The following is a 26,768-nucleotide window of genomic DNA, read 5'->3' as shown; positions in this document are numbered from 1 at the left end:
CTAAATATCGTATTTTAGCAGCTATGGCGCTAAACATTAACCTTAAGGCATTCAAAAACTTTTTCAGTTCATCTTCAGCAGGCGGTATTTTACTGTTACTATGTGTAATAGTGTCCTTAACCATTGCCAATACAGGCCTTTCGGATGATTTTAACCATTTCCTGCAAACGCAACTTGGCTTTGAAGGTGGTGGAGTCCACCTTAAATATCCTATACTTTTATGGATAAACGATGGCCTAATGGCAATCTTTTTTCTGCTTGTTGGCCTTGAAATTAAACGCGAGGTTATTGAGGGAGAATTGTCTTCGGTAAAGCTGGCCGCACTGCCGGTTTTGGCTGCTGTGGGTGGTGTTATTGCCCCTGCTATTATATATGCCGTTTTTAACCATGCAGAGCCACACACCTCCAAAGGCTGGGGAATACCCATGGCTACCGATATTGCCTTTGCACTGGGTATACTGTCACTTTTAGGAAATAAAGTACCCTCCCGCCTTAAAATATTCCTGGCTGCACTTGCCATTGCCGATGACCTTATGGCAATACTGGTTATAGCCGTTTTTTACAGCACAGAATTACACCTTATAAACCTGCTGTATGCCGGTGGTATATTTTTATTCCTTATAGGTTTAAACCGCTTTGGCGTAAAGAAAATATGGGCATACCTGATACCCGGTGCCTTTATGTGGTATTTTATACACCACAGCGGTATACATGCTACCATTGCAGGGGTTCTTACCGCGTTTACACTTCCCACAACCCCAGATGCTGTAGAATCGCCACTCGAAAAGCTGGAGCATATACTGGGCAACCCGGTTAACTTTATAATTATGCCCATTTTTGCAATAGCTAATACTAATATTACTTTTGAACCCGGCATGAGCCAGGGACTGGTTAGTAATTTAGGTCTGGGTATTGTATTAGGTTTGTTTTTAGGCAAGCCAATAGGCATTTTTGCCATGAGCTGGCTATCGGTAAAACTAAAACTGGCAAAACTTCCGGCAAATGTGGGCTGGGTTCACCTCTTTGGTGCAGGCCTTTTGGGGGGTATCGGTTTTACCATGTCAATATTTATTGCGCTACTATCGTTAGACAAGCCCATGCTTCAGGCAGAAGCAAAATTTGCAATACTTGTAGCATCAATATTTGCGGGTATATCAGGATACATCTTCTTATCTGTATACAATAAAAAGAAACGGGCAACCAGCGCTATTGAGCATTAAATACCTGCACATCATTAACTGCCAATCGCTTGTTGAGCCAGTTAGCCAGTTTTTCTTTTTCATCATTTTTAAGGAGCTTACCAGTATAAAGCACCGCAGTTATATGCTTTACACTATCTTTCTGTACAGCAAAATCGTGCCGTGACACTGATAGCGATTTAATTTGAGGAAAAAGCGCACCTACTTCTTCAAACAATTTTTTATTGTCAAAAGTGTTCTTAGCCAGCTGTTTTTCAAGCTGTATGATTTTTACATCTTTTTGGTTTATCTCGTTCTCGCTACTTCTTATCTGGTTCAGTATATCTCCTTTAAGGGCATTAAAACGATCTAAACTGTCCTGCCTGATAACCAGCTTTGTGCCTGCGAGATATTCCATCCTGTTTACCCTGTGCTTTAATGAATCAATTTCAACATCAGTAAATCGCTTAGACAACATAGCAAGCTCAATCAACTTAGGCGATGCACTGGTTTTTTTATACACCACGGTAAAGCCTTTATCGGTAAACTCATTGTTTATAAAGGTATCGGCACTCTTTTTAAACTGTTGTTCCTTATATAGAGAATAAGCCAGGTAACTACTGGGAACAATCATAATAATTATAAGCACCCAAATGGTATTGCGTACCAGTTTTTGCTGGCGCTCATTAACCTGTTTTTTTGCTGGATATTTTAAATATTTAATTATAAGAAAAGTAGCTATGCCAATAAACACACAGTTTATACAATACAGGTAAAAAGCCCCTGCAAAATAACTCCACTGCCCTGTGGCAAGCCCGTAGCCTGCGGTACACAATGGAGGCATTAAAGCTGTGGCTATAGCAACCCCGGGTATTGGGTTGCCCTTTTCTACACGGGTAACAGCAATAACACCTACTATACCACCAAAAAAGGCAATAAGTATATCATAAATATTAGGTGCCGTGCGTGCAAGCAGTTCGCTTTGTACATCTTTAAACGGTGTAATTAAAAAATATAGTGTAGATACAGTTAGGCTTACCACTGTGGCCACTAAAAGGTTCATGAGCGATTTACGTAACAACGCAAAATCAAAAATGGCAAGTGCAAATCCTGCGCCAACAATAGGCCCCATTAGAGGCGATATAAGCATGGCACCTATAATTACCGCAGTTGAATTTACATTTAACCCAACCGAGGCCACTATTATTGCACAGGCCAGTATCCATAAATTTGCCCCCTTAAAGGTTACATTATTAGAAACGGTTTCAAGTGTTTTATCCCGATTGTCTTCTCCTTCAAGAAGGTTGAATAATGATTTTGATAGTGCCATAAGCAAATCTGTAATATATATCCTATTATAAGTGTCTAAGTATAATATAATAAAGATAAAAATCAATATTTAAATAAATACTGATTTTAACAATTCATCAAATTTTGATACCCAAAATTAAATAATCCTTTTTTATTGATACTCAGCACCAAAATGTAAATATGCGAGCTTTTTTTTTGTGTAATTTAGCACCAAACACAACCCATTATGCCTTTATTTCCTGAACTTACACTGGTAATACTATTATCAGCAAGCTTGGTTATATACCTGCTTTTTGCCTTCTTAAATAACCGGCCGGGTTACAAAATCCGCCGTAGTGAGCTATTGGAAAAATTCCAGGTACTGAGGCTCAAATCAAAAAGCCTGCAGGAGGTACTCAGCCAGCACATCTTGTCATCTGATGCCAATAAAAAGCCGCTTACTGAAGATGATGGCCTTACTTATGGAGAGTATTTTAAATACCTGCAGCGCAACCACATTCAAAACCTATCTGATAAAGATTATGCAAAGCTAAAAAACACGCACAACCGCTTACAGCAAAAGAAAGTATCTGATATGCTGGAAGAACAGGAAATACGCCTGGCAGAAGCCGAGAAAAAACTGGCCTCTTTACTGCTATAATTTTACCTTAGGGGAAGAATGCGCAACTATAATAGAAGTATCATATCCGCCAAATTTCTTGATGTAGCTCTTTATTGAAGTTCCAAAACCATCGCGGAAGCTTTTGTTACCGTTGCTGTAAAGAAAACGCTTTACACTATCGGCACCGGCAAGATGGGCCGCTGCAAGCATACCGCTTTCGGTAATTTTAATTCCTTTAATAATTTTGCCTTCAAACTTTACTATCTCCTTACGCAACTCATACTTGTTTTTAGAAAGCAGCGCTTTAAACGCCCTTTCCTGTAGTGCAGGGTTGTTAAGGAATTCCTTAGTATCATAAATACCCAGCGTGCGCAGTGCGCGCTTTCCAAACTGGTATTTACCCAGATATCCATAGCGGCTTACAAGCTTGTAAAGGCCCTGGCTTTCTTTAATGCCAACTGCCTGCTTAAAGCCTATGTATGATTTTCCGGTATAAGGTAAGCGGTAAGTAACTTGTTCTGTTTCGTCCGGGGTGGGAACTGTGTAATGGGTAATTTCGTTAGGGGCTATGTGAAAACCTTCTATTTTTCCAAATTGTTTTTCTGCCTTTGTTTTAAAACCTGTACTAACTACAGTAATAAACAGGCCAAGCCCTGTAAAATATATCCACCTTTTAAGCATGTAATTTTATTTCTCATAATCTGTCACCTTATGAATTTCACTGTGGCAAAGATAGGTAAAAAATTAGCCTGATTTACAAACACTTACAAAACAGCCTAACTTTAACTTTACCTTAAGAACATAATTTAGCCTTGAATACCGCCCTAAAACCTGCTATACAAAGCAGTTACAAAGATTGCCTGAAGCAGGCTTTTAAGGGTAAATTTTTATGAAAAAAAATGCCCGCCAACAGATATTGACAGGCATTCATGATTTAATTATGTAAGTATTTTTCTACTTTTTAATATCGTTTTGGTCAAGCCATTTGTGGTATTTTGCACTATTGGCATTGTGCTGTGCTTCGGTAACGGCAAACTCATGATAACCAAAGTTGGTTACGCTGGCGCAAAAATACAGGTAGTTGTGCTTTTCAGGGTTAAGCACGGCATCAATAGCTGTAATATCAGGCATGGCAATAGGCCCCGGAGGCAGCCCGTTATACTTATAGGTATTGTATGGAGAATCTATTGGCAGGTAAGCGTTTAGCACCCTTTTAATTACCTGTCCAAAATCGTTATCTACTTTTTTCTTGGCATAAATAACGGTAGGGTCGGCCTGAAGCTTCATACCTTTATTAAGGCGGTTTAGGTACACACCGGCTACGCGTGGGCGTTCGTCACTCTTAACTGTTTCCTTGTGCACTATACTGGCCAGTGCAGACACCTGTAGCGGTGTAAGGCCCTGCGCTTCTGCTTTAGCTTTGCGCTCAGGCGTCCAGAATTTGCGGTATTCTTCCACCATCCTGTCGCGTACCTTAGTGGCTGTAGTATTCCAGAAAAACTCATATGTGTTAGGTATAATAACACTTAACACATCATCTTCGGTAAGGCCGTTCTCTTCAAGAAACTTCTTATCGGTAAACGCCTGTAGCAGCGCCAGGCTGTCGGGCTCCAGCTGCTGGCCTATGCGGCCCACGGCATCGTTAAGGGTTTCCTGGTTGTTAAACGATATTTTAACGGGCACAGGGTTGCGCAGTGCCGTAATAAGGTCGTTACTGCTCATACCGTTGGTAAAAACTATTTTACCGGCCTTTACATTTTCGGTGTATTGCTTTTTATCGGCCACCCATTCAAACGTTTCAACGCTTTCTACATAAGGCGCCACTAATTTAGAAACATCTTCAAATTGAGCGCCGGTGGGTATGTATATGGCCACTTCGCGGTCGCTGAATTTAGTGTTTGGGGCAAATATCTTCTTATAAAAATAAACGCCTAAAATGGTTCCGCCAATGACAACCACCAGCGAAAAAATACCAATAATTTTCCTCAGTTTCAAAGTAATGTAGTTATTAAAGTTTGTTTAGCAGCTGGTATAAACCTTCGTCTGTAAAGCGGTTACCCTGCCTGTTCCAGTCTTTTTTTATACCCACCTGTGTGAAGCCAAAATTAGTAAAAAGGGTAATACTTGCAACATTGCCCAAATGTATATTTGCATAGAGCTGGTGTAGCTGCAAGGTATTGAATGCGTAGTTTATAACCATGCCCAGTGCCTCTTTGCCATAGCCCTTGCCCCTGTCTTGTTCATTTTGCAGGATGATACCCACGCCTGCCCTTTGGTTAGCTGGGTCAAAATCAAAAAGGTCTATAAGCCCAATAGCATCAAAACCGCCCGTTTTGCAAATAGCCAGGCGTAACTGCTTGGCCTCATAAATGTCCTGGTGGGCATTTTCAAGGTACTGGTGTATTAGGAAACGGCTGTATGGTGTTTGCGTGTTGCTTACCTCCCAAATGGTTTCATCATTTTCAAGGCGGTACACAAACTCAAGGTCTTCGGGCTCAAGTGCACGCAGGTAAATGCTATTTCCGGTAAGGGTTACCATTCGGTATCGCCTTTAAACACAAATTTAGCCGGGCCGGTAAGGTACACATCAGTAAACTGTTTATGGTTCTGCTTAAAGCTTACTTTCAGTTCGCCACCCGGTGTAAACAGCTCAATAGCATCGGCTTCGGTCTTGCCTAATACCTTCATGGCAATGGCTACGGCGGTTACACCGGTACCGCAGCTGTAGGTTTCGTCTTCTACCCCACGCTCATAAGTGCGCACTGAAAATTTGTCAGCATCAAGCTGGCTTACAAAGTTAACGTTAGACCCCGCATCGCCATACATACCGCTGTATCGAATGTTAGCCCCTATCTTTTTCACGTCCATTTCGGCAAGGTCTTCCACTATTTCCACATGGTGCGGAGAGCCGGTATCAAGAAACACATAGCTTTCATACACCGTTACCGTGTTTACGTCTTTCATGTGCAAAGAAACTATGCCGCTATCATCTATTGTAGCGTGGTGGCGGCCGTCTGCTGCTTCAAATTCTGTTTCGTTGTCTATAATCCCCAGGAAGTTAGCAAACGCCACTATGCACCTGCCGCCGTTGCCACACATGCTGCTGGTATTACCATCAGCATTATAATATACCATTTTAAAATCGGTAGCGCCGTCATTTTCAAGCAGTATAAGGCCATCTGCACCTATACCAAAACGCCTGTCACAAAGGTGGGCTACAAGTTTGGTATCATTTTTGGGAAATACTTCATCGCGGTTGTCTATCATGATAAAGTCGTTACCGGTTCCCTGGTATTTGTAAAAAGTATGTTCCATATTTAGCTGTATCAGCACAAAAGTACAAATATTAGCAACACCATACTACAGCATGGTAAACCGCCGTTTAACTATATGTTTTAACCATTAAATTAAATACTGTTTTTACTATTATGAAAAAGTTTTCAAGCTTATTTTTGGTAGCACTCTTAAGTGGCGCCACTACTCTTGGAGCGTATAAACTGGTATTTGATAACGACAATAATTCCTCTGCCTTATCAATTGCCGCTCCGCAATCTCCGTTAACCAGAAATGTATCATTTACAGGCAATGAAGCCGGCGATTTTACCGCCGCTGCAGACCAGGCCGTGCACACAGTGGTACACGTAAAAAACACAACATACCGCACCACCCCTAACGACCCCATGCTCGAGTTTTTCTACGGTTACCGCGGTGGCCAGCAACAGGCGCAGGTGGGTACCGGCAGCGGGGTTATTATTACGCAGGACGGTTATATTGTTACTAATAACCACGTAATACAAAACGCCAGCGAGCTGGAAGTTACACTAAACAACAATAAGACATATAAAGCCAAGCTTGTGGGCACCGACAGCAAAATGGATATTGCCCTGCTTAAGGTGGATACTGATGAGAAACTGCCGTATGCCACCTTTGGCGACAGCGATGCCATGAAAGTGGGCGAATGGGTACTGGCCGTTGGCAACCCCTACAACCTTAACAGTACCGTTACCGCTGGTATAGTATCGGCAAAGGCGCGTAACCTGAGCAAAGACGGCATACAGTCGTTTATACAGACTGATGCTGCCGTAAACCCGGGCAACAGCGGCGGTGCACTAGTTAACACCCGTGGCGAGCTGGTGGGCATCAATACCATGATACAGTCTACTACAGGGTCTTATGTAGGATATTCGTTTGCAGTGCCCAGCAACATTACCCGTAAAATTGTAGAAGACCTTATGGAGTATGGCAATGTGCAGCGTGGTGCACTTGGCGTGCAGGGCGGCGAGGTTAATGCCGTTACTGCCAAAGAGTTTGGCACCAGTGTTACCCAGGGCTTTTATGTAAACAGTGTAGTGGCCAACAGCGGTGCTGCCAAAGCCGGCATTAAAAAAGGCGATGTGATTGTTAAGATAGACAACAAGCCCATAAATGGCTTTGCCGATATAAACGCTGCTATTGTTACCAAAAGGCCTAATGATGTGGTTAACGTTGTTGTAGACCGCAACGGCAGGCAGGTAACCGTACCGGTTAAGCTGACCAAAAACGAAATAAACAGCTTTATTTATGATGGACTTGAGCTTGAAGACCTTACCGCTGCCGAAAAGAAACAGCTTAAGGTAAACTATGGTGTTCGTATTAAGGAAATTACCGATGAAAACTATATGCCTTATTATGATGAACTTAAGGGAGGTATAATCCTGAGTATTAACAACACAAAGGCCGAAAACATAGACACCGTTACCGAAATACTTTCACGCAAGGGGGCTAATAACCGCGTGCGTGTAGAGATGATAACCAAAAATGGTGAACTGGTGCGCTTTATCATGTAAATTTTCATCTTGCTTTTATTATAGTTAGTAACTGTGCCTGCTGTATTGCAGGCACAGTTTTTTTATGGTTAACTGTAACAAAATATAACACAAAATAAACATTGCTAAAAACCCTTTTTATACTTTTGCCACAAGACAAAACTAACAATGAGAAGAGCCAAGCGTTACTTTGAATTTTTTGTGCACCTTATTATTATTGGGGCACTGCTGTATAAAGGATATGATGAAGTAAGCAAACACCTGTATTTTCCAGGGGGTATAATACTGGGGCTTGCTGCCATAGCTATGGTTACTACGCTGTTTTGGAAACAGTTTAAAATACCGCCACGCATAGCCCGCCAAACCTGTTACTATATAGAGGCAGCTGCACTGTTGCTAACCGGTTATGTGTTTTACCTGGAGCATAATATTGCCTACATGAACTACAGTATTATAGCCGGCCTGGCCTGCTGCGCCGTGGGCTTTTTATCTACCCGTATAAAATTCAGCTAAAAAACAAAGGGAGCCTTTTCGGGCTCCCTTCTTTCATTATTACACTGTCCTGTTAGTGTTTAATAATTTTAATGATTCCGGTTTCGGTACCGCTTTGCACCTTAACCATATAACTTCCTGAAGCAAGGCTGCCCAGGTTTAAGGTAGCATCTGTACCGGCAGCTTGCTGCCTTAGTACACACTGGCCTACAAGGTTGTATACTTCTACAGTATCAATTGTATTCTTATAGCCAAGGGTAAATACATCCTTAACCGGGTTAGGATAATACGTGAGCCCAGCCATAGTAAACCTCTCTGAACCAAGGGTTACTGTTATGGTAACCGCTGTTGGCGCGCTAACACACTCGCCTACAGTTTGTACAACATAAAGCGTAACGGTTTCTCCAACGTTAACAGCATAGGTTTCAGGGTTAAGGGCATCGGTATTGTTTAACGCATCTTCTTCAGACTCATACCAGGTAAGCGGCGCATCGGCGGCTACCTCAATATCTTCAAGGCTAATGGTTTCGCCTTCTTCAACACTAAACGACTGTGTTTCTGCCACAGGGGCCGTTACAATATTAACAGTAGCGGTTACGCCAGTACGTGTAGCACTCTCGCAGCCTTCTACAAACTGTGCGGCATAATATGTGGTTCCACTAACCAGTTCAGCTTCATCACTAACCACATCTTCTCCCGTTTCAGATGCATACCACACCACTTCGCCATCGGCTACTACCTCAAGGTCACCTACATAGGCTTCTTCGCAAAATACCTGTGTAGCTTCTTCAGCTACCGGCGATGGGATAACGCTAAACTCAACGGCTACAGCAGTACGTTCTTCGCTTTCGCAGCTTCCTTCAGGAATTTGTGCTGCATAGTAAGTAGTTGCAGTAAGCACAGTAGCAGCAGCAAGCGCCTCGCCGCCTGTAGTAGCAGCATACCATTTAATAACAGTACCTTCTGCACTTAAATCACCAATGGTCGCGCCCGGGCACACTACCTGAAGGGCCTCAGCCTCCGGTGCAGGGGTATTGCATGGCTCAAATATATTAATGGTATAGTCTTCAATCTGGCCATAGCCAGAAGCATCATCGCTTGAACAAGGGGTTGTAGTAAAGGCATCAAATGACTTAAATATCCTCATACGGGTAAGGCCTGTAAGTGCAGTGGCCGGTATTTCAATATCTTCAGTAAGTACCTCAGATTCAGGGCTGCCGTCTGATTCGTATAGCGAACCTATTTGAAACACTTCTCCCTCGTCGTCAAGGTTACCGTTTTGGTTAAAGTCAATATATACAGTAAAGTAGTTATCAAACTCACCGGCTGTGTTGCCCCTAAGGGTAATGGTATAGGTTTCACCCTTAACAACTTCCGCAGGACCAAGGTTTGTAAAATCTTCCATACTTGGTGTTTCATCTACCTCTTCAGAAGTAGTATTGCTTATACCGGCAAAATCAACATAGGTAATAGGCTCTACACCGGCATCAAACTCAACATCGCAATAGCAAACTCCACCGGTAGATTCTACCTCTACAGCAGTACTGTTAGTGCTTTGCCCGCTGTTAGTACAGGTTACAACAGCCCTGTACCAGCTTGTTTGGCTTTGTGTTGTGGTATAGGTAGCACCTGTGCCACCTGCAGCTACGTTAGTAAATGTAGTACCATCGGTAGATACCTGCCACTGATAGGTAATTCCAAATTGTAAAAATTCAGGCGCCAAAGACAGCGTAAAACTATTATTAGTACACGCCTCAGCCATTGAAGACAAAGCAGTTGCAACCGCAGGAGCACCACTACAGTTACCTTGTATTACGGTTAGATTGTCAAAATACAAAAGGGCATCTACCTCATAATCTTCGTCATCCTGGTTTACATCTACCGTAAGCCTAAGGTACACATTGCCCGATGGCGGTGTAAAACTAATAGTCCTTACGGCACAATCAGCTGAAACTACGTGGTTAGACGGGGAAATGGTTTCCAGGGCTGTCCACGGCCCCGTAGCAGCTGTAGCATAAGACACCGTAAAACTACCCCATGCAAGTGTGTTAGGATATGCCGTACCTTCATAATAATCAAGCAGTTTATATGAATAGCTAAGCTGTGCAGGCTGCCCGTTTGAAACACCTATTACATCAGACGTGGCAATACCGTCAACATTTCCTGCATATAGCTCTGTTGCAAGCGAATAGCCGTCGCAAGCATCTTCGTCTTCAAGCCAAAAATAGCCTTGTTCATCTTCCCAGTCAATGTTGTCTTCGTCGTTAAAGTTCTGGCTATATGCTATTTGTGCGCTCAGGCTATTGGCTGAGAGCGCAAACAACAATATCAAACCAAGCTGAAACAGTAAATTTCTTTTCATAGTAGTGATAAATTTGTTAAAAAAAGAGTAATTAGTAAGCTAATCCTATAAAAATATAACACAAAAATGCACTTTATACATTCTTTAACAATCCTATAACATAATTTAACAGAGATGGCTTGAAAAAATATTTACGAATTTTGTTTCACGAAAACGTTTTAGTTTATATATTTGCTGCGTAATCAAAAACAAAAACCACTTAAAATTGTGAATCAGACCACACTTTACGAAAAAGAGCTTACTTTTCAGGCCAGCCGCCGCAAGGCTGGTGTAGAGCTTGTAAACATTGTTAGCGAGCTTTGGTATGACAAGTCGGTTGAACTGGTACTTTTCCGCAACCAGATGATAGACCGCAGCCTGGGCGAGATTATGAACCTGCACGAATATGCTGCCGAATTCATTAAAAAACCCATCAATGTTTTTGATACTGTCGAGATTGCACGTGCGCTAAGGGTGGCTAACCTGCCCCCAAGCCGCATAGATATTGGCAAATTAACCTACGAGTACCACCTGGCAGACAACCTATATAGCGATGCCGCCGCCTTTGTAAACGACCGCCTGCGCAATGCCCGCAGCGGTGGCGATATTAAGCCTAAAGATGTGGTACTGTTTGGCTTTGGCCGCATAGGCAGGCTGTTAGCCCGCGAAATGATGGCAAAAATAGGCCAGGGTGCACAACTACGCCTGCGTGCTATAGTAGTGCGCGACAAGCATGATGCAGCGCTACTGGAAAAACGTGCCTCACTACTGCGCCATGACTCTATTCACGGTGATTTTGAAGGCTCTGTTGTGGCAGACACCAAGAATAACTGCCTGATTATTAACGGGGCAACCGTGCGCGTGATAAGTGCCAGCAACCCCGAAAAAATAGACTACACAAAGTATGGAATACATAACGCCCTGCTAATAGATAACAGTGGCGCAAACACAACCCAGGATGCCCTGGGCAAACACCTTGCAGCTCAAGGTATTGATAAGGTAATACTTACTGCTCCGGGCAAGGATGTCCCTAACATTGTTTACGGCGTTAACCACGATAATTTTGATGTAGACACTACAACAATATGGTCGGCGGCATCATGCACTACAAATGCCATAACGCCTGTACTTAAGGTAGTTGAAGACACTTTAGGCATTGTTAAGGGACATCTTGAAACTATACATGCCTATACTAACGACCAGAACCTGGTTGACAACATGCACAAAAAGTACCGCCGTGGCAGGGCTGCAGGCCTTAATATGGTTATTACCGAAACCGGTGCCGGCAGCGCCGTAGCCCGCGCCATTCCTGCGCTTGCGGGTAAACTGACCAGCAACGCAATACGTGTTCCGGTGCCAAATGGCTCACTTGCAGTGCTTAACCTTGAGATAGAGCGCCCCACAACCGCAGCCGAGGTAAACGAGATACTAAAACACTATGCCCTTGAAGGCGAACTGGTAGAACAAATCAAGTATTCTGTTAATAACGAGCTTGTTAGCAGCGACATAGTAGGCACTGCCGCCCCTTCAATATTCGATAGTAAGGCTACCATTGTAAGCCCTGATGGCAAGAGTATTGTACTGTATGTGTGGTATGATAACGAATATGGCTACAGCCACCAGGTAATGCGCCTTGCAAAACACGTGGCTAAAGTTCGCCGCTATACCTACTATTAAAATATTGCCTAATCAACCTTTTTTTTCTTCATAATTGCCAAGTCCGCCCCGGTCACGTGGGGGCGGATTTTTTTTATTAAAAAGGGGCTAATTTTTCACTTTTGGATTTCATTTTCACGGTGTGAAACCAAAATGTTAACGCCATTGCATTTTTCGCAAATCGAAACCCGGTTTTTGGAATCACAAAAATTTTAGCTTATCCTATTGCGCACGCAAGCATCCTCTCCCTCCTTTTTATCTGCCTCAAATTGTCGACCTGAACTTACCGTAAGCCTTTCCCTACTTTTTTCGGCATCAAATCTTTCGACTTTTGACCTTAGACTTTTCTCTATCCCCCATTTTTCCTCACTTTTTTAGTGCAAGAATGGCTGCACTAAATTTTCAAAAAACGGTTGTAACTTTGCAGTGTTGGTTCGGTATAAGATTTCGCAAGATTTGATAACTGAAATACCACCATGCTTATTAAACCCCGCCCACCCAAAAAACGGCCTGAACAAAATCCGGATACTCCCCCGCCTAAGCCTCCCGAAGCTGTAAAGAAAACAATACGGATATGTTCTATTAAAATATTGAAATGAGGTCAAGGAAAGATTACTTCGTCGTTCCTCCTCGTAATGACACTACGTGAAGAAAGGGATAAAATCTGTGGGAATCCGTTCAGTCCGCGGCATCCGCGTTCCATAAAACAGGACAAAACAAAAAACTCCCCCGTTTAGGGAGGAGTCCTTTTCCATCTAAAAATTAAAGGTTACCGGCTTGCAACATCCGGCTTTATTTTGGCAGCCTGTTGCACCAGGCTTATAAATTCTTTTTTGTATTCATCGTTAGTGCCCGCGGTGGCAGTATTTGCCAGCTTCAGCACCATATCATAGGTTAGTGTGCCCTTGTACTTGCTGTCGCGCAGCAGCATGCCAAATCCCGCTACGGCCGAAACAAATTGCCCGTCTTTACCCGCCGGTGTGCTTTGTGCCGCCACAGGCTTTTCAATAAGCAGGCTGGTAGTGCTTTGCAAGGGTTTGTAACGCAGCTTCACGGTCATAAGCTCGTTAGATGTACCCGTAGTTTTAGCAGCCTCCTGGTATTTAAGCGCATCGGTCTTGGGGCCGTTAAACGCTACACCCGCCGGCACCACTTCATACAGGGCGGTAACGCGGTGGCCTGCCCCCAGTTCGCCTGCATCTTTAAGGTCGTCGTTAAAGTCTTCATTGTTCATTACGCGGTTTTCATACCCTATAAGGCGGTAGGCCTGTACTTTGGCGGGGTTAAATTCCACCTGTATTTTTACATCTTTGGCAATAACAAACAGGTTGGCTGCCAGCTCTTTGCCAAACACCTTATCGGCCTCTTTCTTGCTGTCAATATAAAAATAGTTGCCATCGCTCCAGTTGCTCAGCTCTTCCATGGTGCCGTCTTTGTAGTTGCCCATGCCAAAGCCGCAAATGGTAAGGAAAATGTTTTGCCCTTTGTTTTTCTGTATCAGGTCCATAAGGCCCGAACGTGACGACACACCCACATTAAAATCGCCATCGGTAGCCAAAATCACGCGGTTATTGCCGTCTTTAATAAAGTTTTCCGAAGCCGTTTTGTAAGCCAGTTCCAGCCCCGCACCACCCGCGGTTGAACCACCTGCCTGTAACGATGATAATGCTTCTTTTATCTTACCAAGCTCGTCAATAGGCGTACCGGGCAACACCAGCCCGGCGCTGCCTGCATAGGTTACTATAGACACACGGCTGCCTTTGGGCAGGTTTCCGGCAAGGGTAATAAACGATTCGCGCAGCAGCGGCAGTTTTTCAGGCGATTCCATTGAGCCCGACGTATCAAGCAGAAAAACCAGGTTACTTGGCTTCAGGTTATCATAATCAGGCGATTTACCCTGAAGGCCTATACGCACCAGCTGGTGGCCCTGCGCCCAGGGGGCATCCCACACTTCGGTTGTAACCGAAAAAGGCTGGTCGTCCTCCGGCTGCGGGTAGTTGTATTCAAAATAATTGATAAACTCCTCAATGCGCACCGCGCCTTTTTCGGGCAGGCGGCCGCTTTCAATAATACGGCGGGTATTGCTGTAAGAGGCATTGTCAACATCTATAGAAAAGGTAGAAAGCGGCGCGGTTTTGGCATCCTTAAAGTCGTTTTCCACAATTTGGTCATACTCTTCGGTGTTCATTAGGGTGTCGGCTGCTTTGCCATTTGGTGCAGGTGCAGCATCAGCCACTTCTGTTGTAACATAATGATATTTGGCCCCTTTTAAAACACTGCCACGATTACTTTGGCCACAGCCAGCTGCCAATAGCACAACGGCAGCGGCAACTAAAAATGAGATTGTTTTCATAACTGGAGATTTTTGGTTTTAAGGTTGTTGTATAATCCCTCAACGGAAACATGAATTTTTTTATTGTTGGGACAGGGATTTTTCGATGGTTTGAGTGTTGGATGGTTCGAGTGTTCGAATTTACATTACGTTTTTCAGGTTCTGTCGTTGCGAGGAGGAACGACAAAGCAATCTTTCACTCAGAAACTACGTGACGAAGAAATCCGTGTAAATCCCTTAATCTGTGACATTAAAGTTCAATTTTTTCTCCCTGAGCTAAGGGCATATTTCATAACCCAGCGCATCACCCCCTTGGTGGTATTGAAGCTAATCGCTGAAAGCTGACAGCTATCCATAAAAAAACTCCCCCTGTTTGCACAGAGGGAGCTTTGTCCACTATATTAAACTAAAAATTGTAAGCTACTTAAGCATCTACACCTTCGGCGGCGCTGGCCGCAGCAATAAGGTTAAGTGCGCTACCGGCCACAAACCAGCCTATCTGGCCTTCGTTGTAGCTGTGGTTAGCCATAATAACATCGCGGCTGCCATCGTCATGAATTACCTCAAGGGTTAGTTGCTTGTTAGGGGCAAACTCCTTCAGGTCGGTAAAATTAAAGGTGTCGTTCTCCTGTATTTTGTCATAATCAGCCTCATTGGCAAAGGTAAGCGCAAGCATACCCTGCTTTTTAAGGTTGGTTTCGTGTATACGGGCAAACGATTTTACAAGTACAGCCTTAACACCCAGGTGGCGCGGCTCCATTGCAGCATGCTCGCGGCTTGAACCTTCGCCATAGTTGTGGTCGCCCACTACTATACTTGGAACGCCGGCTGCCTTATAAGCACGGGCAGTAGCAGGTACTGCCTCATATTCGCCTGTAAGCTGGTTTTTAACGTTGTTTGTTTTTTGGTTAAACGCGTTAACGGCACCAATAAGCATGTTGTTAGAAATATTGTCAAGGTGGCCACGGAAACGAAGCCATGGGCCAGCCATAGAAATGTGGTCAGTAGTACACTTACCAAACGCTTTTATAAGCAGCTTGGCACCCATAATGTTCTCGCCATTCCACGGTTGGAAAGGGGCAAGAAGCTCAAGGCGTTCTGATGTAGGGCTAACAATAACCTGTACTTTAGAGCCGTCTTCAGCCGGGGCCTGGAAACCGGGGTCATCTACTGCAAAGCCCTTTTCAGGAAGCTCATGCCCTGTAGGCTCATCCAGCATTACCTCCTGGCCGTCTTCGTTAATAAGTTTGTCTGTAAGGGGGTTAAAGCCCAGGTCGCCCGCAATGGCAATAGCCGTTACAAGCTCAGGCGAACCCACAAACGCAAGGGTGTTAGGGTTACCGTCTGCACGCTTAGAGAAGTTACGGTTAAAAGAGTGAACAATGGTGTTACGCTCTTCTTTCTCGGCACCTTCCCTGTCCCACATACCTATACATGGGCCACAGGCGTTGGCAAATACGGTAGCGCCAATTTTATCGAAAGTATCAATAAAGCCGTCGCGCTCTATGGTAAAGCGCACCTGCTCACTACCCGGGGTAATGGTAAACTGCGCCTTGGTTTTCAGTTTCTTTTCAGCTACCTGCTTGGCAAGCGAAGCCGAACGCGAAATATCTTCATAAGAAGAGTTGGTACAAGAACCTATAAGGCCCACCTGTACCTGTAGCGGCCAGTTGTTTTTCTCAGCCTCTTCCCTCATTTTAGAAATAGGGGTAGCCAAATCCGGGGTAAACGGACCGTTAAGGTGCGGCTCAAGTTCGCTTAGGTTTATTTCAATAACCTGGTCAAAATACTGCTCAGGGTTGGCATACACCTCTGCATCGCCGGTAAGGTATTCTTTAACTGCGTTAGCGGCATCGGCCACATCGGCACGGCTTGTGGCACGCAGGTAGCGGTCCATAGACTCATCATAACCAAATGTAGAGGTAGTAGCACCTATCTCTGCACCCATGTTACAAATAGTGCCTTTACCGGTACATGACATAGCCGTAGCGCCTTCGCCAAAATATTCTACAATAGCGCCTGTACCCCCTTTTACGGTAAGTATACCGGCCACTTTAAGTATAACGTCTTTAGGAGCCGTCCAGCCACTTAGCCTGCCGGTAAGCTTAACGCCTATCAGCTTAGGGAATTTAAGTTCCCAGGCCATGCCGCTCATTACGTCTACCGCATCGGCACCACCCACACCTATGGCAAGCATGCCAAGGCCACCGGCGTTAACCGTGTGAGAGTCGGTACCAATCATCATACCGCCCGGAAATGCATAGTTTTCAAGCACTACCTGGTGTATGATACCGGCACCAGGGTTCCAGAACCCAATGCCGTATTTGTTAGATATAGAAGAAAGGAAGTCAAAAACTTCGCTGCTTTGCTCTTTAGCACGCTTAAGGTCGGTACGGGCATCTACTTTTGCCTGTATAAGGTGGTCGCAGTGCACGGTAGTAGGCACAGCCACTTTAGGCTTGCCGGCGTGCATAAACTGCAACAGCGCCATTTGTGCGGTAGCATCCTGGCAGGCAACCCTATCCGGTGCAAAGTCTACATAGTCTTTACCGCGGGTAAAAGCCTGGGAAGGCGTACCTTCCCAAAGGTGAGAGTATAGTATTTTTTCAGAAAGCGTAAGCGGACGGCCCACAAGCTCGCGTGCTTTATCAACACGCTCAGCCATACCTGCATACACCTTTTTGATCATTTCAATATCAAAAGCCATATCTCTATAATTTAATATTATACATTATTTTTACGGCAGCCCCAGCATCAAAAATTATCCTACCAGCTCTTTATTAGCCGGTGAGAACTTAGTAAGGTTAATGCCTTCAACCGCTGCTTTATATTCTGTAATGGTTGGTATGCGGCCCAAAATTGCCGACAGTACCACCACCGGTGTAGAAGCCAGTAGCGATTCGCCTTTTTTACGCTCGGTATCTTCCACCACACGGCCCTGGAACAGGCGCGTAGAAGTAGCCAGTACCGTATCGCCTTTGGCCGCTTTTTCCTGGTTACCCATACAAAGGTTACAACCCGGGCGCTCCAGGTACATCATATTTTCATATTCTGTACGGGCTGTGCTCTTAGGTAAAAGGTCGCTAAACTCAAAGCCGGAATACTTCTGTAGTAAATCCCAGTCGCCTTCTGCCTTAAGCTCGTCAATAATATTATAAGTAGGTGCGGCAACAACAAGCGGGGCGTTAAATTTAACCTCACCCTGCTGCTCCTCAAGGTTCCTTAGCATTTGCGAAACGATTTTTAAGTCGCCTTTGTGCACCATACAAGAACCTACAAAACCTAAGTCTACTTTTTTATCGTTGCCATAGTACGATATAGCGCGGATTGTATCGTGCGTATAACGTTTAGAAACGTCTTCGTTGTTTACATCCGGGTCTGCAATCATTGGCTCTGCAATTACATCAAGGTCAATTACCACCTCGGCATAGTATTTTGCATTCTCATCCGGGGTCAATACCGGCTTAACGCCTAATTTTATCTCGGCAATCCTTTTGTTTGCTTTGTCAATCAGGCCTTGAAGCACCTGGTTGTGGTTATCCATACCTTTATCAATCATAATCTGGATCCTGCTCTTGGCGATTTCCAGTGATTCAATCAGGGTATTATCCTGCGAAATACAGATAGATGCCTTAGCCTTCATTTCTGCAGTCCAGTCGGTAAACGTAAAGGCCTGGTCTGCAAGAAGCGTACCAATATGCACCTCAATAATCCTGCCCTGGAACACGTTTTCGCCATCAAACTGCTGTAGCATCTGCGCCTGTGTAGCGTGTACCACATCACGGAAATCCATGTGCTGCTTCATTTCGCCCTTAAAGGTAACTTTAACCGACTCCGGTATTGGCATTGAAGCCTCTCCCGTTGCCAGTGCAAGCGCCACGGTACCTGAGTCTGCACCAAAAGCAACACCTTTAGACATCCTGGTATGCGAGTCGCCACCTATGATGATAGCCCACTCGTCTACAGTAATATCGTTCAGTACTTTGTGTATAACGTCTGTCATTGAATGATACGCACCTTTAGGGTCGCGGGCGGTAATCACACCAAAATCATTCATAAACTTCATCAGTTTTGGGATGTTAGCCTGCGCTTTTTTATCCCAAACCGAAGCCGTGTGGCAACCTGACTGGTAAGCACCGTCTACACTTGGCGAAATTACCGTTGCTGCCATAGATTCCAACTCCTGCGCCGTCATAAGGCCTGTAGTATCCTGAGAGCCCACAATGTTTACCTTAACACGAACGTCAGATCCTGCGTAAAGTACTTTGCCCGGCGTAACGCCCACTGCATTTTTGTTGAATATTTTTTCAACAGCCGTAAGCCCCTGCCCTTCAACAGTAATTTCTTTTGAAGGCGCAAACACCTGCGGAATTGCAATACCCAAAGTCTGGGCGGCAAACGTTTGTATTTTTTTACCAAACACCACGGCATAAGAGCCACCGGCCTTGATAAATTCTAATTTTTGCGGCGTGAACGATTTAGAAAGGTCAATCAGTTCCTGGTCGCCGTGGTATAATTTTTTCTTCTTAGTATTGATAGTCAACACGGTTCCTGTAGCAACAGAGTACACCTCTTCAAGAACAGGCTCGCCTTTTTCGTTACGCACAAGGTTGCCGTCTGCATCATGCTTTTTAACCCAGTTTTTAAGGTCGATACCTATACCGCCGGTAACGTCTACCGTAGTAAGGAAGATAGGCGAAATACCGTTAGTACCGCCCACAATTGGCGCAATATTAACAAACGGAATGTATGGGCTTGCCTGCCTGCCTGTCCAAAGTGCTACGTTGTTAACGCCCGACATACGAGATGAACCCACGCCCATTGTACCTTTTTCGGCAATAAGCATTATGCTGGCATCAGGAAACTGTACCTGGAAATCTTTGATTTCCTGCTGTTGCTGTGGCGTCATCATACACAAACCATGCAGCTCACGGTCTGAGCGCGAGTGTGCCTGGTTGCCCGGCGAAAGCAAGTCTGTAGAGATATCGCCTTCGGCAGCAATGTAAGTAACCACTTTTATTTCTTCCGGTACTTCTGGCAGTTGGGTAAAGAACTCTGCCTTTGCGTAGCTTTCTAAAATTTCTTTTGCTATTGGGTTTCCGTCTTCATAAGCCGTTTTTAAACGGTCTGTATCTGCTTCGTAAAGAAAAACCTGCGTTTTCAGTACGTTTGCAGCATCTTTTGCAATAGTGGCATCATTACCAAGGGCTAAATCAAGCAATACCTCGATTGATTTACCGCCTTTCATGTGCGATAGTAGTTCAAGGGCAAATGCAGGTGTGATTTCTGCAACCACTGCAGTGCCAAGTATAATTTCCTGTAAGAATTTTGCTTTTACAGCTGCCGCAGGAGTAGTGCCCGGCAACGTGTTATAAACAAAGAATTTAACAGAATCTTCCCTGTGCGGGTTATCTGTATCTTTTATCTGGTCAATAATTGCAGTTGTAAGTTCTGCTCCGTCTATTGGTTTAGGGTGAAGTCCCTGGGCTTTTCTTTCTTCAATCTCTTTAATGTACTCTTTATAAATATTATCAAAAGCCATAGTAAGTATAATTATGTTCGCTTGTTAAAAATGTCTGTAAATTTACTCAATCTTAATTCAATTAAAAAATTTTTAGCGAAAGTTTAAAATCGGGAGATTATTATTTATAAACATTCTACTTTACTGAGGATATTTCAATAATTTTAGCCTTTTGAGTCTTTTGATTAAGAATTGATAGTATTCTTAAGAAATTTTAACAATTCGTAAGAAATCTGCTTAATATTATAAGGAGTTAGTAACACGCGTTTTATAAATATGGCTTTACACGCGCCCGAAACCGATATAGCAACTTAGCAAATATATACCTAATTAGCGGTGTATATTTACTAACCCCATATCTTTTTGGTTGCTTTTAGCATGATAGGCAATAAGCAAAATTGCCATAATTACACCAACACCAAACAGCCCTCCGCCAAAAGCTATAAACCTGTAAGTACCCGATGTAAATTCGTCGGCTTTAGCTAAATCAGACAGCATGGCCAGCAGCATATAAACACTAAAAAATCCCATTACAGCACCTGTAGCGAGGCCCGCCACCCTGTTTTTAAAGAAAAACCGGGTAGCAATAAGCAGCGTAACAACTATGGCTATGTAGTTAACGGTACCCGTAGACATCAGGTTTTCGATAATCCAGAAAAGGCCAAGGCCGGTAAAATACAATAGCGGAATGATGCGATAGATATTTTTCATAACGGTAAGGTGTTGGTTATAAAGATACAACGAAATCAAACACCTCTTAGTATCCTGATAGCATTAATTTTAGCATTACGCGCTATTGAATAAACACCACCACTTTGCTCAAGGTAGTCGTATATCAGCAAAGCCCTTGTGTATAGATCCTTTTCATTTTGCCTCGCAACTTCCGCCAATACATCAGCCAGTTTCTCAAGGTTATCCGCATCAAATTTACCGGTATCGAGCAGTGTTGGTACAAAATCTTCTTCAGTCATTTGTAACAACTCGTCTACATCAAACCCCAGTTCTTCCTTCAGCTCCCGGTTCACATCATTACTTTCTGTCGCAGCCAGGTCTTTACTCGCAAGTTTTGAGAACAACCGCGCCAGAAACTGACCCATTGCCTCAATTTGTTTTTCTAAGTGGTCTCTTTGTTCCATGATTATAATTTACAAAAAAAGCTGTTTTAAAACAGCTTTTTGATTATCATTTCTTCGGTAATGCCCTCGGCATCGGCCTTGTAGTTTTTTATAATACGGTGGCGCAGTATGCCCGTTGCCACAGCCTGTACATCTTCAATATCGGGGCTGAATTTACCTTTTAGCGCGGCGTTTGCTTTGGCGGCCAATATTAAGTTTTGCGATGCACGCGGGCCTGCACCCCAGTCCAGGTAGGTTTTTACATAATCATTGCTCAGCGCATTGCCCGGGCGGGTTTTATTAACCAGCGTAACGGCATATTCAATTACGTTATCGGCCACCGGAATGCGGCGTATAAGGTGCTGGAATTCGGTTATCTCCTCAGCCGTAAACAATGGATTTACTTTAACCGATGTATCGGCCGTGGTGCTTTTTACCACCTGTACCTCTTCGGCAAACGTAGGGTAATCCAGCTTTATGGCAAACATAAAACGGTCAAGCTGCGCTTCAGGCAGCGGGTAGGTTCCCTCCTGCTCTATGGGGTTTTGCGTAGCCAGTACAAAGTAGGGCAGGCTAAGCTTGTGGTGCACGCCGGCTATGGTAACCGCCTTTTCCTGCATAGCCTCCAGCAGTGCCGCCTGTGTTTTGGGCGGTGTACGGTTAATCTCATCCGCAAGGATAATATTACTGAATATAGGCCCTTTTATAAACTTAAAGTTGCGGTTTTCATCAAGAATTTCGCTACCTAAAATGTCGCTCGGCATAAGGTCGGGCGTAAACTGTATACGTTTAAAGTCGAGCCCAAGTGCCTGGCTTATGGTGTTTACCATTAGGGTTTTGGCTAACCCGGGTACACCCACTAAAAGCGCGTGCCCGCCGGAGAAGATGCTCAGCACAATCTGGTCTACCACCTCCTGTTGCCCAACTATTATTTTTGCTATTTCCTGTTTTAATGCGGCTTGTTTTTGTACTAAATTCTGTATCGCTGCTACGTCTGACATTGGTTACCGGTTAAAATTAAAGCCAAGGGTATGCCTTGGCTTTTCAAACTTATAAATAATTTTACTGTTTACCTAAAATTAGCGGGTTGATTTTTTAAGCCAGTCTATGGCAAAATCACAAGCTTCATACTCGCCGTTTACCTTAATGTAGGTATCCTTGATTTTAGATGCGCTCCATTTTTCAATTTCCTTCATTTGCTTTTCCTGTAGGGCGAGGTCTTTAATCTTGGTATAATCACGGGCATAGTCTGCCGGGTGCTCTTCATAACGGTTAGTAACCGTCATTAGCTTGAAGCTAAGGCCATAGCGCGGGTCATCGCTTTCAATAGGCTTAGACACCTCATTATCTTTAAGGTTAGAAACGTCGTTATAAATAGACGGGTCCATTTTAGTAAGCTCAAAACGCGTATCAAGCGTATAAGGGTTTATAAGCTGGCCACCACTTTGCCTGGTTTCTTTTTCCATACTCTCGTTCCTTGCAGCTTCGGCAAAGCTAATTTCGCCGCTAACAATTCTTTGCCTTATCAGTGCTATTTTTTCCAAAGCCTTACGTTTTGCATCATCGCTAACGCGTGGCTTAAGCAGTATGTGCCTTACATCAAGCTCCTGGCCCCTTACCTTTTCTACATATATAATATGGAAACCGTATTCTGTTTCAAACGGCTCAGATATTTCGCCCTCAGATGTACTAAATGCCGCCTCCTTAAATTCCTTAACCAGCTTGCTCTTGCGGTTTACCGGTATATAACCACCACTTGAACCGGAGCCACGGTCTTCGCTATACAGTACCGCCTTGCTGTAAAAGCTTGAGCCTGCCTGTACATCTTTCTTTATCTGCCTCAGGCGCTCGCGGGTTTCTTCCTTAGCTGCGTCAGAAATTTCGGGCTTTATAACAATTTGTGCCACCTCCATCTCAGCACCAAATACCGGCCTTTCCTCGGGCTTGAATTTTGTATAAAACTGCCTTACCTCCTCCGGGGTAATTTCTACCTCTTCTACAATCTTTTTACGCATCCTTTCGGTAAGCTGCTGCATTTTAAAGATATCAAAAAGGTCGGCCTTCAGGGTTTCAAGGTCGCGTTTTTTAAAGTATTCCACTACTTTCTTTTCGCTGCCCAGCCTTTCCACAAAGAAATCCATCCTGCTGGCTACCTCTGCATTAATTTCAGCATCTGTTACAATAATACTGTCCTGAATGGCGTGGTGGGCATACATCCTGTCTTCCATAAGCTTGCCCAAAATCTGGCAACGGGTAATTTCTGCCGTAGGGATACCCTGCTGCTGTAGTTCGATAAGCGAGAAATCTATATCGCTTTCCAGCACTACAAAATCACCTACTACCGATACTACACCGTCTATCTTAAAACGGCCCGTTTGCGGCAGCTTTGGCTTTACCGAATCCTGTTGTTTAACGGGTTCGGTTATAATTTCCTGGGCCATGGCAGGCTTGCCAAAAACTACCAGTAACAGCACAAGGGCTGCCTTATTTATAAACTTCATACTTCTTGTCTTTAGTAGCGTCATCTGTAATTTCCTTTTGAAACTTCTTAATTAACTCCAGTTTCCTGTTATTTATTATAAGCTGTTTTATAGTAGGCTTAATATAATCATACGGGGCGGCCTGGCTGGGGCCCATAACCTGCACTACCTTAACCAGGTACACATCTGTACTGTCAGGATATTGGTAGGTTATACCACCCGAAACATACTTATCGCGGTTTTCGGGGGTTATAAACGGCAGCTTTTGGTACACATCATTCATACTGGTCCAAACGCTGTCGTTAAAGGCATAGCTTTTAAACTGAAGTGCCATATCAGTAAGGGCTTTTATATTCTTTTTGCCCCCGCCGGTAAACTTCTGGTTAACGGCACTAAACCTAGGGTGCCCTTTTTCCATACGGATGTAACGCAGCTTTACCAGCGTTTCGGGCGTACGGAAGTTGGCCTTGTTTGCCTTATAATAGTCTTCAATCTCTTTTTCTGTAACCAGCGTGTCTACACTTTGCTTTACCATTTCTTCAAGGTAAGCTTTGGTATACAGGTCGGTCTTATACTGCTCTATAAGATGCTCCAGCTCCTGTTGCTTTTCATCGCCTATGTTTACAAGGGCGGCATCATACAACAGCCTTTGCGATGCCCAGCGGTCTATATAGGCTTTTATAATGGCAAGGCTGTCTTGTTTAGATGTGCCTGCCGGTACAATACCCGTTAGCTCCTGCTTATCAAGGTAGGCACTGTTTACCCGGGCAGCAGCCGTTTCCGGCCCCGCCTGTTCTTTACCCCCGCATGCAGCAAGTGTAAAGGCAAACAGCAACAATACCCAGGTTTTAGCCATTATTTTTGGTTAAGCTCTTTTTTTACTTTTTCAAAAACAGCCTGGTTTACCTTAACGGCACTTTCTTTTTTAAGGTCTTCTACCCACGTGCTTTCAAGATACTGCTGGTAGTCGTTTATAACGCGGCCTTTTGCTTCATCAAGCGTTTTGGCGCCGGCAGGCAGCAGCTTGTTTATTTTAACCACATAGTAGTAGTTACCGTCTTTTACCACGTCGCTAACACCTTCTTTCCAAACAACCGCTTTAGGTATAGCATTGCTGTCCTGCTCATAAACGCCGGTTTTTTCCATAACGCTTACTTTTTGTTTGGTATTCAGTTTTTCTTTTATGGCAGCAACATCCTGGCCTTTTAGCAGCATTTCGCGTGCCTGCTTAACATCGGCTTCTGCGGTAGATGAAAACACCTCAGCATCTGCCCTGTTTTTCCATTGGTAATCTGCCTTGTGGGCATCATAAAACTTTTGTAGCCCTATAGTATCATTTTTAGATTTATCCCATATTTCCTTTTGCATAAGGTCATACAACAAAAGGCCGTCGCGGTACTCATCCATTGTATAGCCAAACTCAGGGTACAACTGCTCAAGGTGAGCATCATAATACTCTGTAAGCTGTTCTTTTTCAAACTTATCATAAAATGCAGCAGCGGCAGCAGCAACCGGCTTGGCCGTTTGTGCGGCAACACGTTGCTGGGCATTTACATAAGTAAGGAACGTTTTAGCCGTAACCTGCTTATCGTTATTAATAGTAAGCAACGTCTTATTGTTATACTCTTCAATATTTTCAGGAAGCGACCATTTACCGGTATACACACTGTCAGTAAGCGTGGCTACAGCCTCGTCATATACCTTTTTGTCTTTTTTAGACTTGTATTTCTTTCTGATTTTTTCGGTTACAGATGTTTCAATAAGCCTTGAGCGCTCATCGCGTTTTACCCTGTTTTCATAATCGGCTTTTACCTGTGCAAATGCCGGCACCGGGAATTTTTCAACCAGCTTTACAATGTGCCATCCAAAAGAAGACTCAAACGGCTCTGTAATGTCCCCCGGGTTTTTAAGGGCAAAAGCCTGGTCTTCAAACTCGGTAGATGTAAGTTCGCCTGAGCTGAATTTATTTAGTTTACCGCCGCTGTTTGCGCTCGACTTGTCATCGCTAAACTGCTTGGCAAGCTCTGCAAAGTCTTCACCCTGCTGTAGCTTTTTATAAATGTCGTTTATTTTAGCCTTGGCTTTAGCAGCCTCTTCGGCATTTTCTTTTTTAGGCTTCATAACCATAATGTGTGCCACAGTTATATCGCCACGGTTATCCCTAACATCGGTTACTTTAATAATATGGTAACCAAAACGGCTGCGCACCGGCTGGCTTATCTCGCCTTTAGGGGTATTAAACGCACCACTTTCAAACGGGTACACCATCCTGAATACCGAAAAATAGCCCAAATCGCCACCGTTTTGCTTTGCAGACGGGTCTTGTGAAGCCTCTCCGGCAAGCTTGGCAAAATCTTCGCCGGCTACTGCCCTTTTGCGCACCTCAACGGCTTTATTATACGCCTTTAACGTATCGGCCGGCAGCGCGTTTTCATCAACGGTAAATAGTATGTGGCTGGCACGTATTTCTTTTAATGAACGGTCATAAGCCTCTTTTACAAGCTCATCGGTCACTACGGTATCGGTCATGTAGTTTTTGGCATACTGGCTGCGGTAGCTTTTAAACTCACCCTGGTAGCGCTTGTTTTCGTTAAGGCCCAGCTTGTAAGCCTTGTTTACTTTAAGCTTGTAGCCCACAAAAAGGTCAAGGTAATTGTCAAGGTCTTTTTGCGATTCGTCTTTTACAAGGTTAAGGTTCTTTTTATATACCCTTACAAACTCATCTGTATAATACGGTTTGTCATCTATAGTAAAAAGTACGTCTTTTTTAACAGCTGCATCCTGAGATGATTTGCAGCCCGAAAGTACTACGGCCGTAAGCAACAGGCCTGAAAGGACTTTATTTAACTTCATTATTTGGGTTGTTTATAATGCAATAATACCGTTAGTAAACGCCATGCGGCACAAAAAATTATGGGTGCTGGCTTTTTGCAACC

At 44.0% G+C, this 26,768-nt stretch carries 20 protein-coding genes; 5 read left to right on the top strand and 15 right to left on the bottom strand.

Annotated features, from left to right (window positions below):
• The first annotated feature begins 23 nt into the window (after positions 1–23).
• Complete coding sequence (gene nhaA / locus AM279_RS00390; RefSeq protein ID WP_054410017.1) at positions 24–1,220, top strand: Na+/H+ antiporter NhaA; 1,197 nt, start codon at positions 24–26, stop codon at positions 1,218–1,220.
• Here the strand turns inward: nhaA and AM279_RS00385 are convergent.
• Positions 1,207–2,508 (bottom strand): DUF389 domain-containing protein, encoded by a 1,302-nt coding sequence (locus tag AM279_RS00385; RefSeq protein ID WP_054405681.1) that lies wholly within the window; start codon positions 2,506–2,508, stop codon positions 1,207–1,209. The genes nhaA and AM279_RS00385 overlap by 14 nt on opposite strands.
• 207 nt (positions 2,509–2,715) lie before the next feature.
• Here AM279_RS00385 and AM279_RS00380 point away from each other — a divergent pair, with 207 nt between their 5' ends.
• Positions 2,716–3,129: a hypothetical protein gene (locus AM279_RS00380; RefSeq protein ID WP_054405679.1), complete on the top strand. Its 414-nt coding sequence runs from the start codon at positions 2,716–2,718 to the stop codon at positions 3,127–3,129.
• Here the strand turns inward: AM279_RS00380 and AM279_RS00375 are convergent.
• The 4 genes from AM279_RS00375 to dapF all read right to left on the bottom strand — a co-directional run bounded on the left by AM279_RS00375 (position 3,124) and on the right by dapF (position 6,405).
• The gene (locus AM279_RS00375; protein ID WP_054405678.1) at positions 3,124–3,771 is read right to left on the bottom strand and encodes a hypothetical protein; all 648 of its coding nucleotides are present in this window, start codon (positions 3,769–3,771) and stop codon (positions 3,124–3,126) included. The two genes, AM279_RS00380 and AM279_RS00375, sit on opposite strands and share 6 nt — an antisense overlap.
• Positions 3,772–4,044: 273 nt before the next feature.
• Entirely contained in the window at positions 4,045–5,085 is a 1,041-nt protein-coding gene (gene mltG / locus AM279_RS00370; protein ID WP_054405676.1) for an endolytic transglycosylase MltG, read from the bottom strand.
• Positions 5,086–5,098: 13 nt separating this feature from the next.
• Complete coding sequence (locus AM279_RS00365; protein ID WP_054405674.1) at positions 5,099–5,629, bottom strand: GNAT family N-acetyltransferase; 531 nt, start codon at positions 5,627–5,629, stop codon at positions 5,099–5,101.
• The gene (gene dapF, locus AM279_RS00360; protein ID WP_054405671.1) at positions 5,623–6,405 is read right to left on the bottom strand and encodes a diaminopimelate epimerase; all 783 of its coding nucleotides are present in this window, start codon (positions 6,403–6,405) and stop codon (positions 5,623–5,625) included. Before dapF ends, AM279_RS00365 begins: the two co-directional genes overlap by 7 nt.
• A 113-nt stretch (positions 6,406–6,518) precedes the next feature.
• Here dapF and AM279_RS00355 point away from each other — a divergent pair, with 113 nt between their 5' ends.
• Positions 6,519–7,916, top strand: coding sequence for a trypsin-like peptidase domain-containing protein (locus AM279_RS00355; protein ID WP_054405668.1), 1,398 nt, complete (start codon positions 6,519–6,521; stop codon positions 7,914–7,916).
• Between the two features lie 147 nt (positions 7,917–8,063).
• Positions 8,064–8,408, top strand: coding sequence for a hypothetical protein (locus AM279_RS00350; RefSeq protein WP_054405666.1), 345 nt, complete (start codon positions 8,064–8,066; stop codon positions 8,406–8,408).
• Positions 8,409–8,460: 52 nt separating this feature from the next.
• Here the strand turns inward: AM279_RS00350 and AM279_RS00345 are convergent, their stop codons facing one another.
• A complete protein-coding gene (locus AM279_RS00345) occupies positions 8,461–10,749 on the bottom strand; it encodes an Ig-like domain-containing protein (RefSeq protein WP_054405664.1) in 2,289 nt (762 codons plus the stop codon).
• 207 nt (positions 10,750–10,956) lie between these two features.
• On the opposite strand from AM279_RS00345, the gene AM279_RS00340 reads away from it, so the two are divergent.
• A complete protein-coding gene (locus AM279_RS00340) occupies positions 10,957–12,405 on the top strand; it encodes a glyceraldehyde-3-phosphate dehydrogenase (RefSeq protein WP_054410016.1) in 1,449 nt (482 codons plus the stop codon).
• A 748-nt stretch (positions 12,406–13,153) separates the two neighbouring features.
• Here the strand turns inward: AM279_RS00340 and AM279_RS00335 are convergent.
• The 9 genes from AM279_RS00335 to AM279_RS00295 all read right to left on the bottom strand — a co-directional run bounded on the left by AM279_RS00335 (position 13,154) and on the right by AM279_RS00295 (position 26,685).
• Positions 13,154–14,737 (bottom strand): vWA domain-containing protein, encoded by a 1,584-nt coding sequence (locus AM279_RS00335; RefSeq protein WP_074961618.1) that lies wholly within the window; start codon positions 14,735–14,737, stop codon positions 13,154–13,156.
• 403 nt (positions 14,738–15,140) lie between these two features.
• Positions 15,141–17,423: an aconitate hydratase gene (locus AM279_RS00330; protein WP_054405662.1), complete on the bottom strand. Its 2,283-nt coding sequence runs from the start codon at positions 17,421–17,423 to the stop codon at positions 15,141–15,143.
• Between the two features lie 54 nt (positions 17,424–17,477).
• Positions 17,478–20,258, bottom strand: a complete 2,781-nt coding sequence (locus AM279_RS00325) for a bifunctional aconitate hydratase 2/2-methylisocitrate dehydratase (RefSeq protein ID WP_054405660.1) — start codon at positions 20,256–20,258, stop codon at positions 17,478–17,480.
• Positions 20,259–20,567: 309 nt separating this feature from the next.
• Positions 20,568–20,948: a hypothetical protein gene (locus AM279_RS00320; protein ID WP_054405658.1), complete on the bottom strand. Its 381-nt coding sequence runs from the start codon at positions 20,946–20,948 to the stop codon at positions 20,568–20,570.
• Between the two features lie 35 nt (positions 20,949–20,983).
• The gene (locus tag AM279_RS00315; protein WP_054405656.1) at positions 20,984–21,373 is read right to left on the bottom strand and encodes a DUF6483 family protein; all 390 of its coding nucleotides are present in this window, start codon (positions 21,371–21,373) and stop codon (positions 20,984–20,986) included.
• A 26-nt stretch (positions 21,374–21,399) separates the two neighbouring features.
• Complete coding sequence (locus tag AM279_RS00310; RefSeq protein WP_054405654.1) at positions 21,400–22,353, bottom strand: AAA family ATPase; 954 nt, start codon at positions 22,351–22,353, stop codon at positions 21,400–21,402.
• Positions 22,354–22,431: 78 nt separating this feature from the next.
• Positions 22,432–23,853, bottom strand: coding sequence for a peptidylprolyl isomerase (locus tag AM279_RS00305; RefSeq protein ID WP_082344150.1), 1,422 nt, complete (start codon positions 23,851–23,853; stop codon positions 22,432–22,434).
• Positions 23,837–24,688, bottom strand: coding sequence for a peptidylprolyl isomerase (locus tag AM279_RS00300; RefSeq protein WP_054405650.1), 852 nt, complete (start codon positions 24,686–24,688; stop codon positions 23,837–23,839). Before AM279_RS00300 ends, AM279_RS00305 begins: the two co-directional genes overlap by 17 nt.
• Positions 24,688–26,685: a peptidylprolyl isomerase gene (locus AM279_RS00295; protein ID WP_054405648.1), complete on the bottom strand. Its 1,998-nt coding sequence runs from the start codon at positions 26,683–26,685 to the stop codon at positions 24,688–24,690. The genes AM279_RS00300 and AM279_RS00295 overlap by 1 nt, the downstream gene beginning before the upstream one ends.
• Between the last annotated feature and the right edge of the window lie 83 nt (positions 26,686–26,768).

The organism is Flavobacterium akiainvivens (assembly GCF_001278115.1).
In the GTDB taxonomy this organism is placed as follows: domain Bacteria; phylum Bacteroidota; class Bacteroidia; order Flavobacteriales; family Flavobacteriaceae; genus Flavobacterium; species Flavobacterium akiainvivens.
The sequence above is the reverse complement of the archived record's forward strand: the minus strand, read 5'-3'. Positions and strand labels throughout refer to the sequence as shown.

Excerpts from the sequence above, each read along its gene's own strand:
- nhaA (WP_054410017.1), top strand. The coding sequence starts at position 24 with ATGGCGCTAAACATTAACCTTAAGGCATTCAAAAACTTTTTCAGTTCA.
- AM279_RS00385 (WP_054405681.1), bottom strand. The coding sequence starts at position 2,508 with ATGGCACTATCAAAATCATTATTCAACCTTCTTGAAGGAGAAGACAAT.
- AM279_RS00380 (WP_054405679.1), top strand. The coding sequence starts at position 2,716 with ATGCCTTTATTTCCTGAACTTACACTGGTAATACTATTATCAGCAAGC.
- AM279_RS00375 (WP_054405678.1), bottom strand. The coding sequence starts at position 3,771 with ATGCTTAAAAGGTGGATATATTTTACAGGGCTTGGCCTGTTTATTACT.
- AM279_RS00365 (WP_054405674.1), bottom strand. The coding sequence starts at position 5,629 with ATGGTAACCCTTACCGGAAATAGCATTTACCTGCGTGCACTTGAGCCC.
- dapF (WP_054405671.1), bottom strand. The coding sequence starts at position 6,405 with ATGGAACATACTTTTTACAAATACCAGGGAACCGGTAACGACTTTATC.
- AM279_RS00355 (WP_054405668.1), top strand. The coding sequence starts at position 6,519 with ATGAAAAAGTTTTCAAGCTTATTTTTGGTAGCACTCTTAAGTGGCGCC.
- AM279_RS00350 (WP_054405666.1), top strand. The coding sequence starts at position 8,064 with ATGAGAAGAGCCAAGCGTTACTTTGAATTTTTTGTGCACCTTATTATT.
- AM279_RS00345 (WP_054405664.1), bottom strand. The coding sequence starts at position 10,749 with ATGAAAAGAAATTTACTGTTTCAGCTTGGTTTGATATTGTTGTTTGCG.
- AM279_RS00335 (WP_074961618.1), bottom strand. The coding sequence starts at position 14,737 with ATGAAAACAATCTCATTTTTAGTTGCCGCTGCCGTTGTGCTATTGGCA.
- AM279_RS00330 (WP_054405662.1), bottom strand. The coding sequence starts at position 17,423 with ATGGCTTTTGATATTGAAATGATCAAAAAGGTGTATGCAGGTATGGCT.
- AM279_RS00325 (WP_054405660.1), bottom strand. The coding sequence starts at position 20,258 with ATGGCTTTTGATAATATTTATAAAGAGTACATTAAAGAGATTGAAGAA.
- AM279_RS00320 (WP_054405658.1), bottom strand. The coding sequence starts at position 20,948 with ATGAAAAATATCTATCGCATCATTCCGCTATTGTATTTTACCGGCCTT.
- AM279_RS00315 (WP_054405656.1), bottom strand. The coding sequence starts at position 21,373 with ATGGAACAAAGAGACCACTTAGAAAAACAAATTGAGGCAATGGGTCAG.
- AM279_RS00310 (WP_054405654.1), bottom strand. The coding sequence starts at position 22,353 with ATGTCAGACGTAGCAGCGATACAGAATTTAGTACAAAAACAAGCCGCA.
- AM279_RS00305 (WP_082344150.1), bottom strand. The coding sequence starts at position 23,853 with ATGAAGTTTATAAATAAGGCAGCCCTTGTGCTGTTACTGGTAGTTTTT.
- AM279_RS00300 (WP_054405650.1), bottom strand. The coding sequence starts at position 24,688 with ATGGCTAAAACCTGGGTATTGTTGCTGTTTGCCTTTACACTTGCTGCA.
- AM279_RS00295 (WP_054405648.1), bottom strand. The coding sequence starts at position 26,685 with ATGAAGTTAAATAAAGTCCTTTCAGGCCTGTTGCTTACGGCCGTAGTA.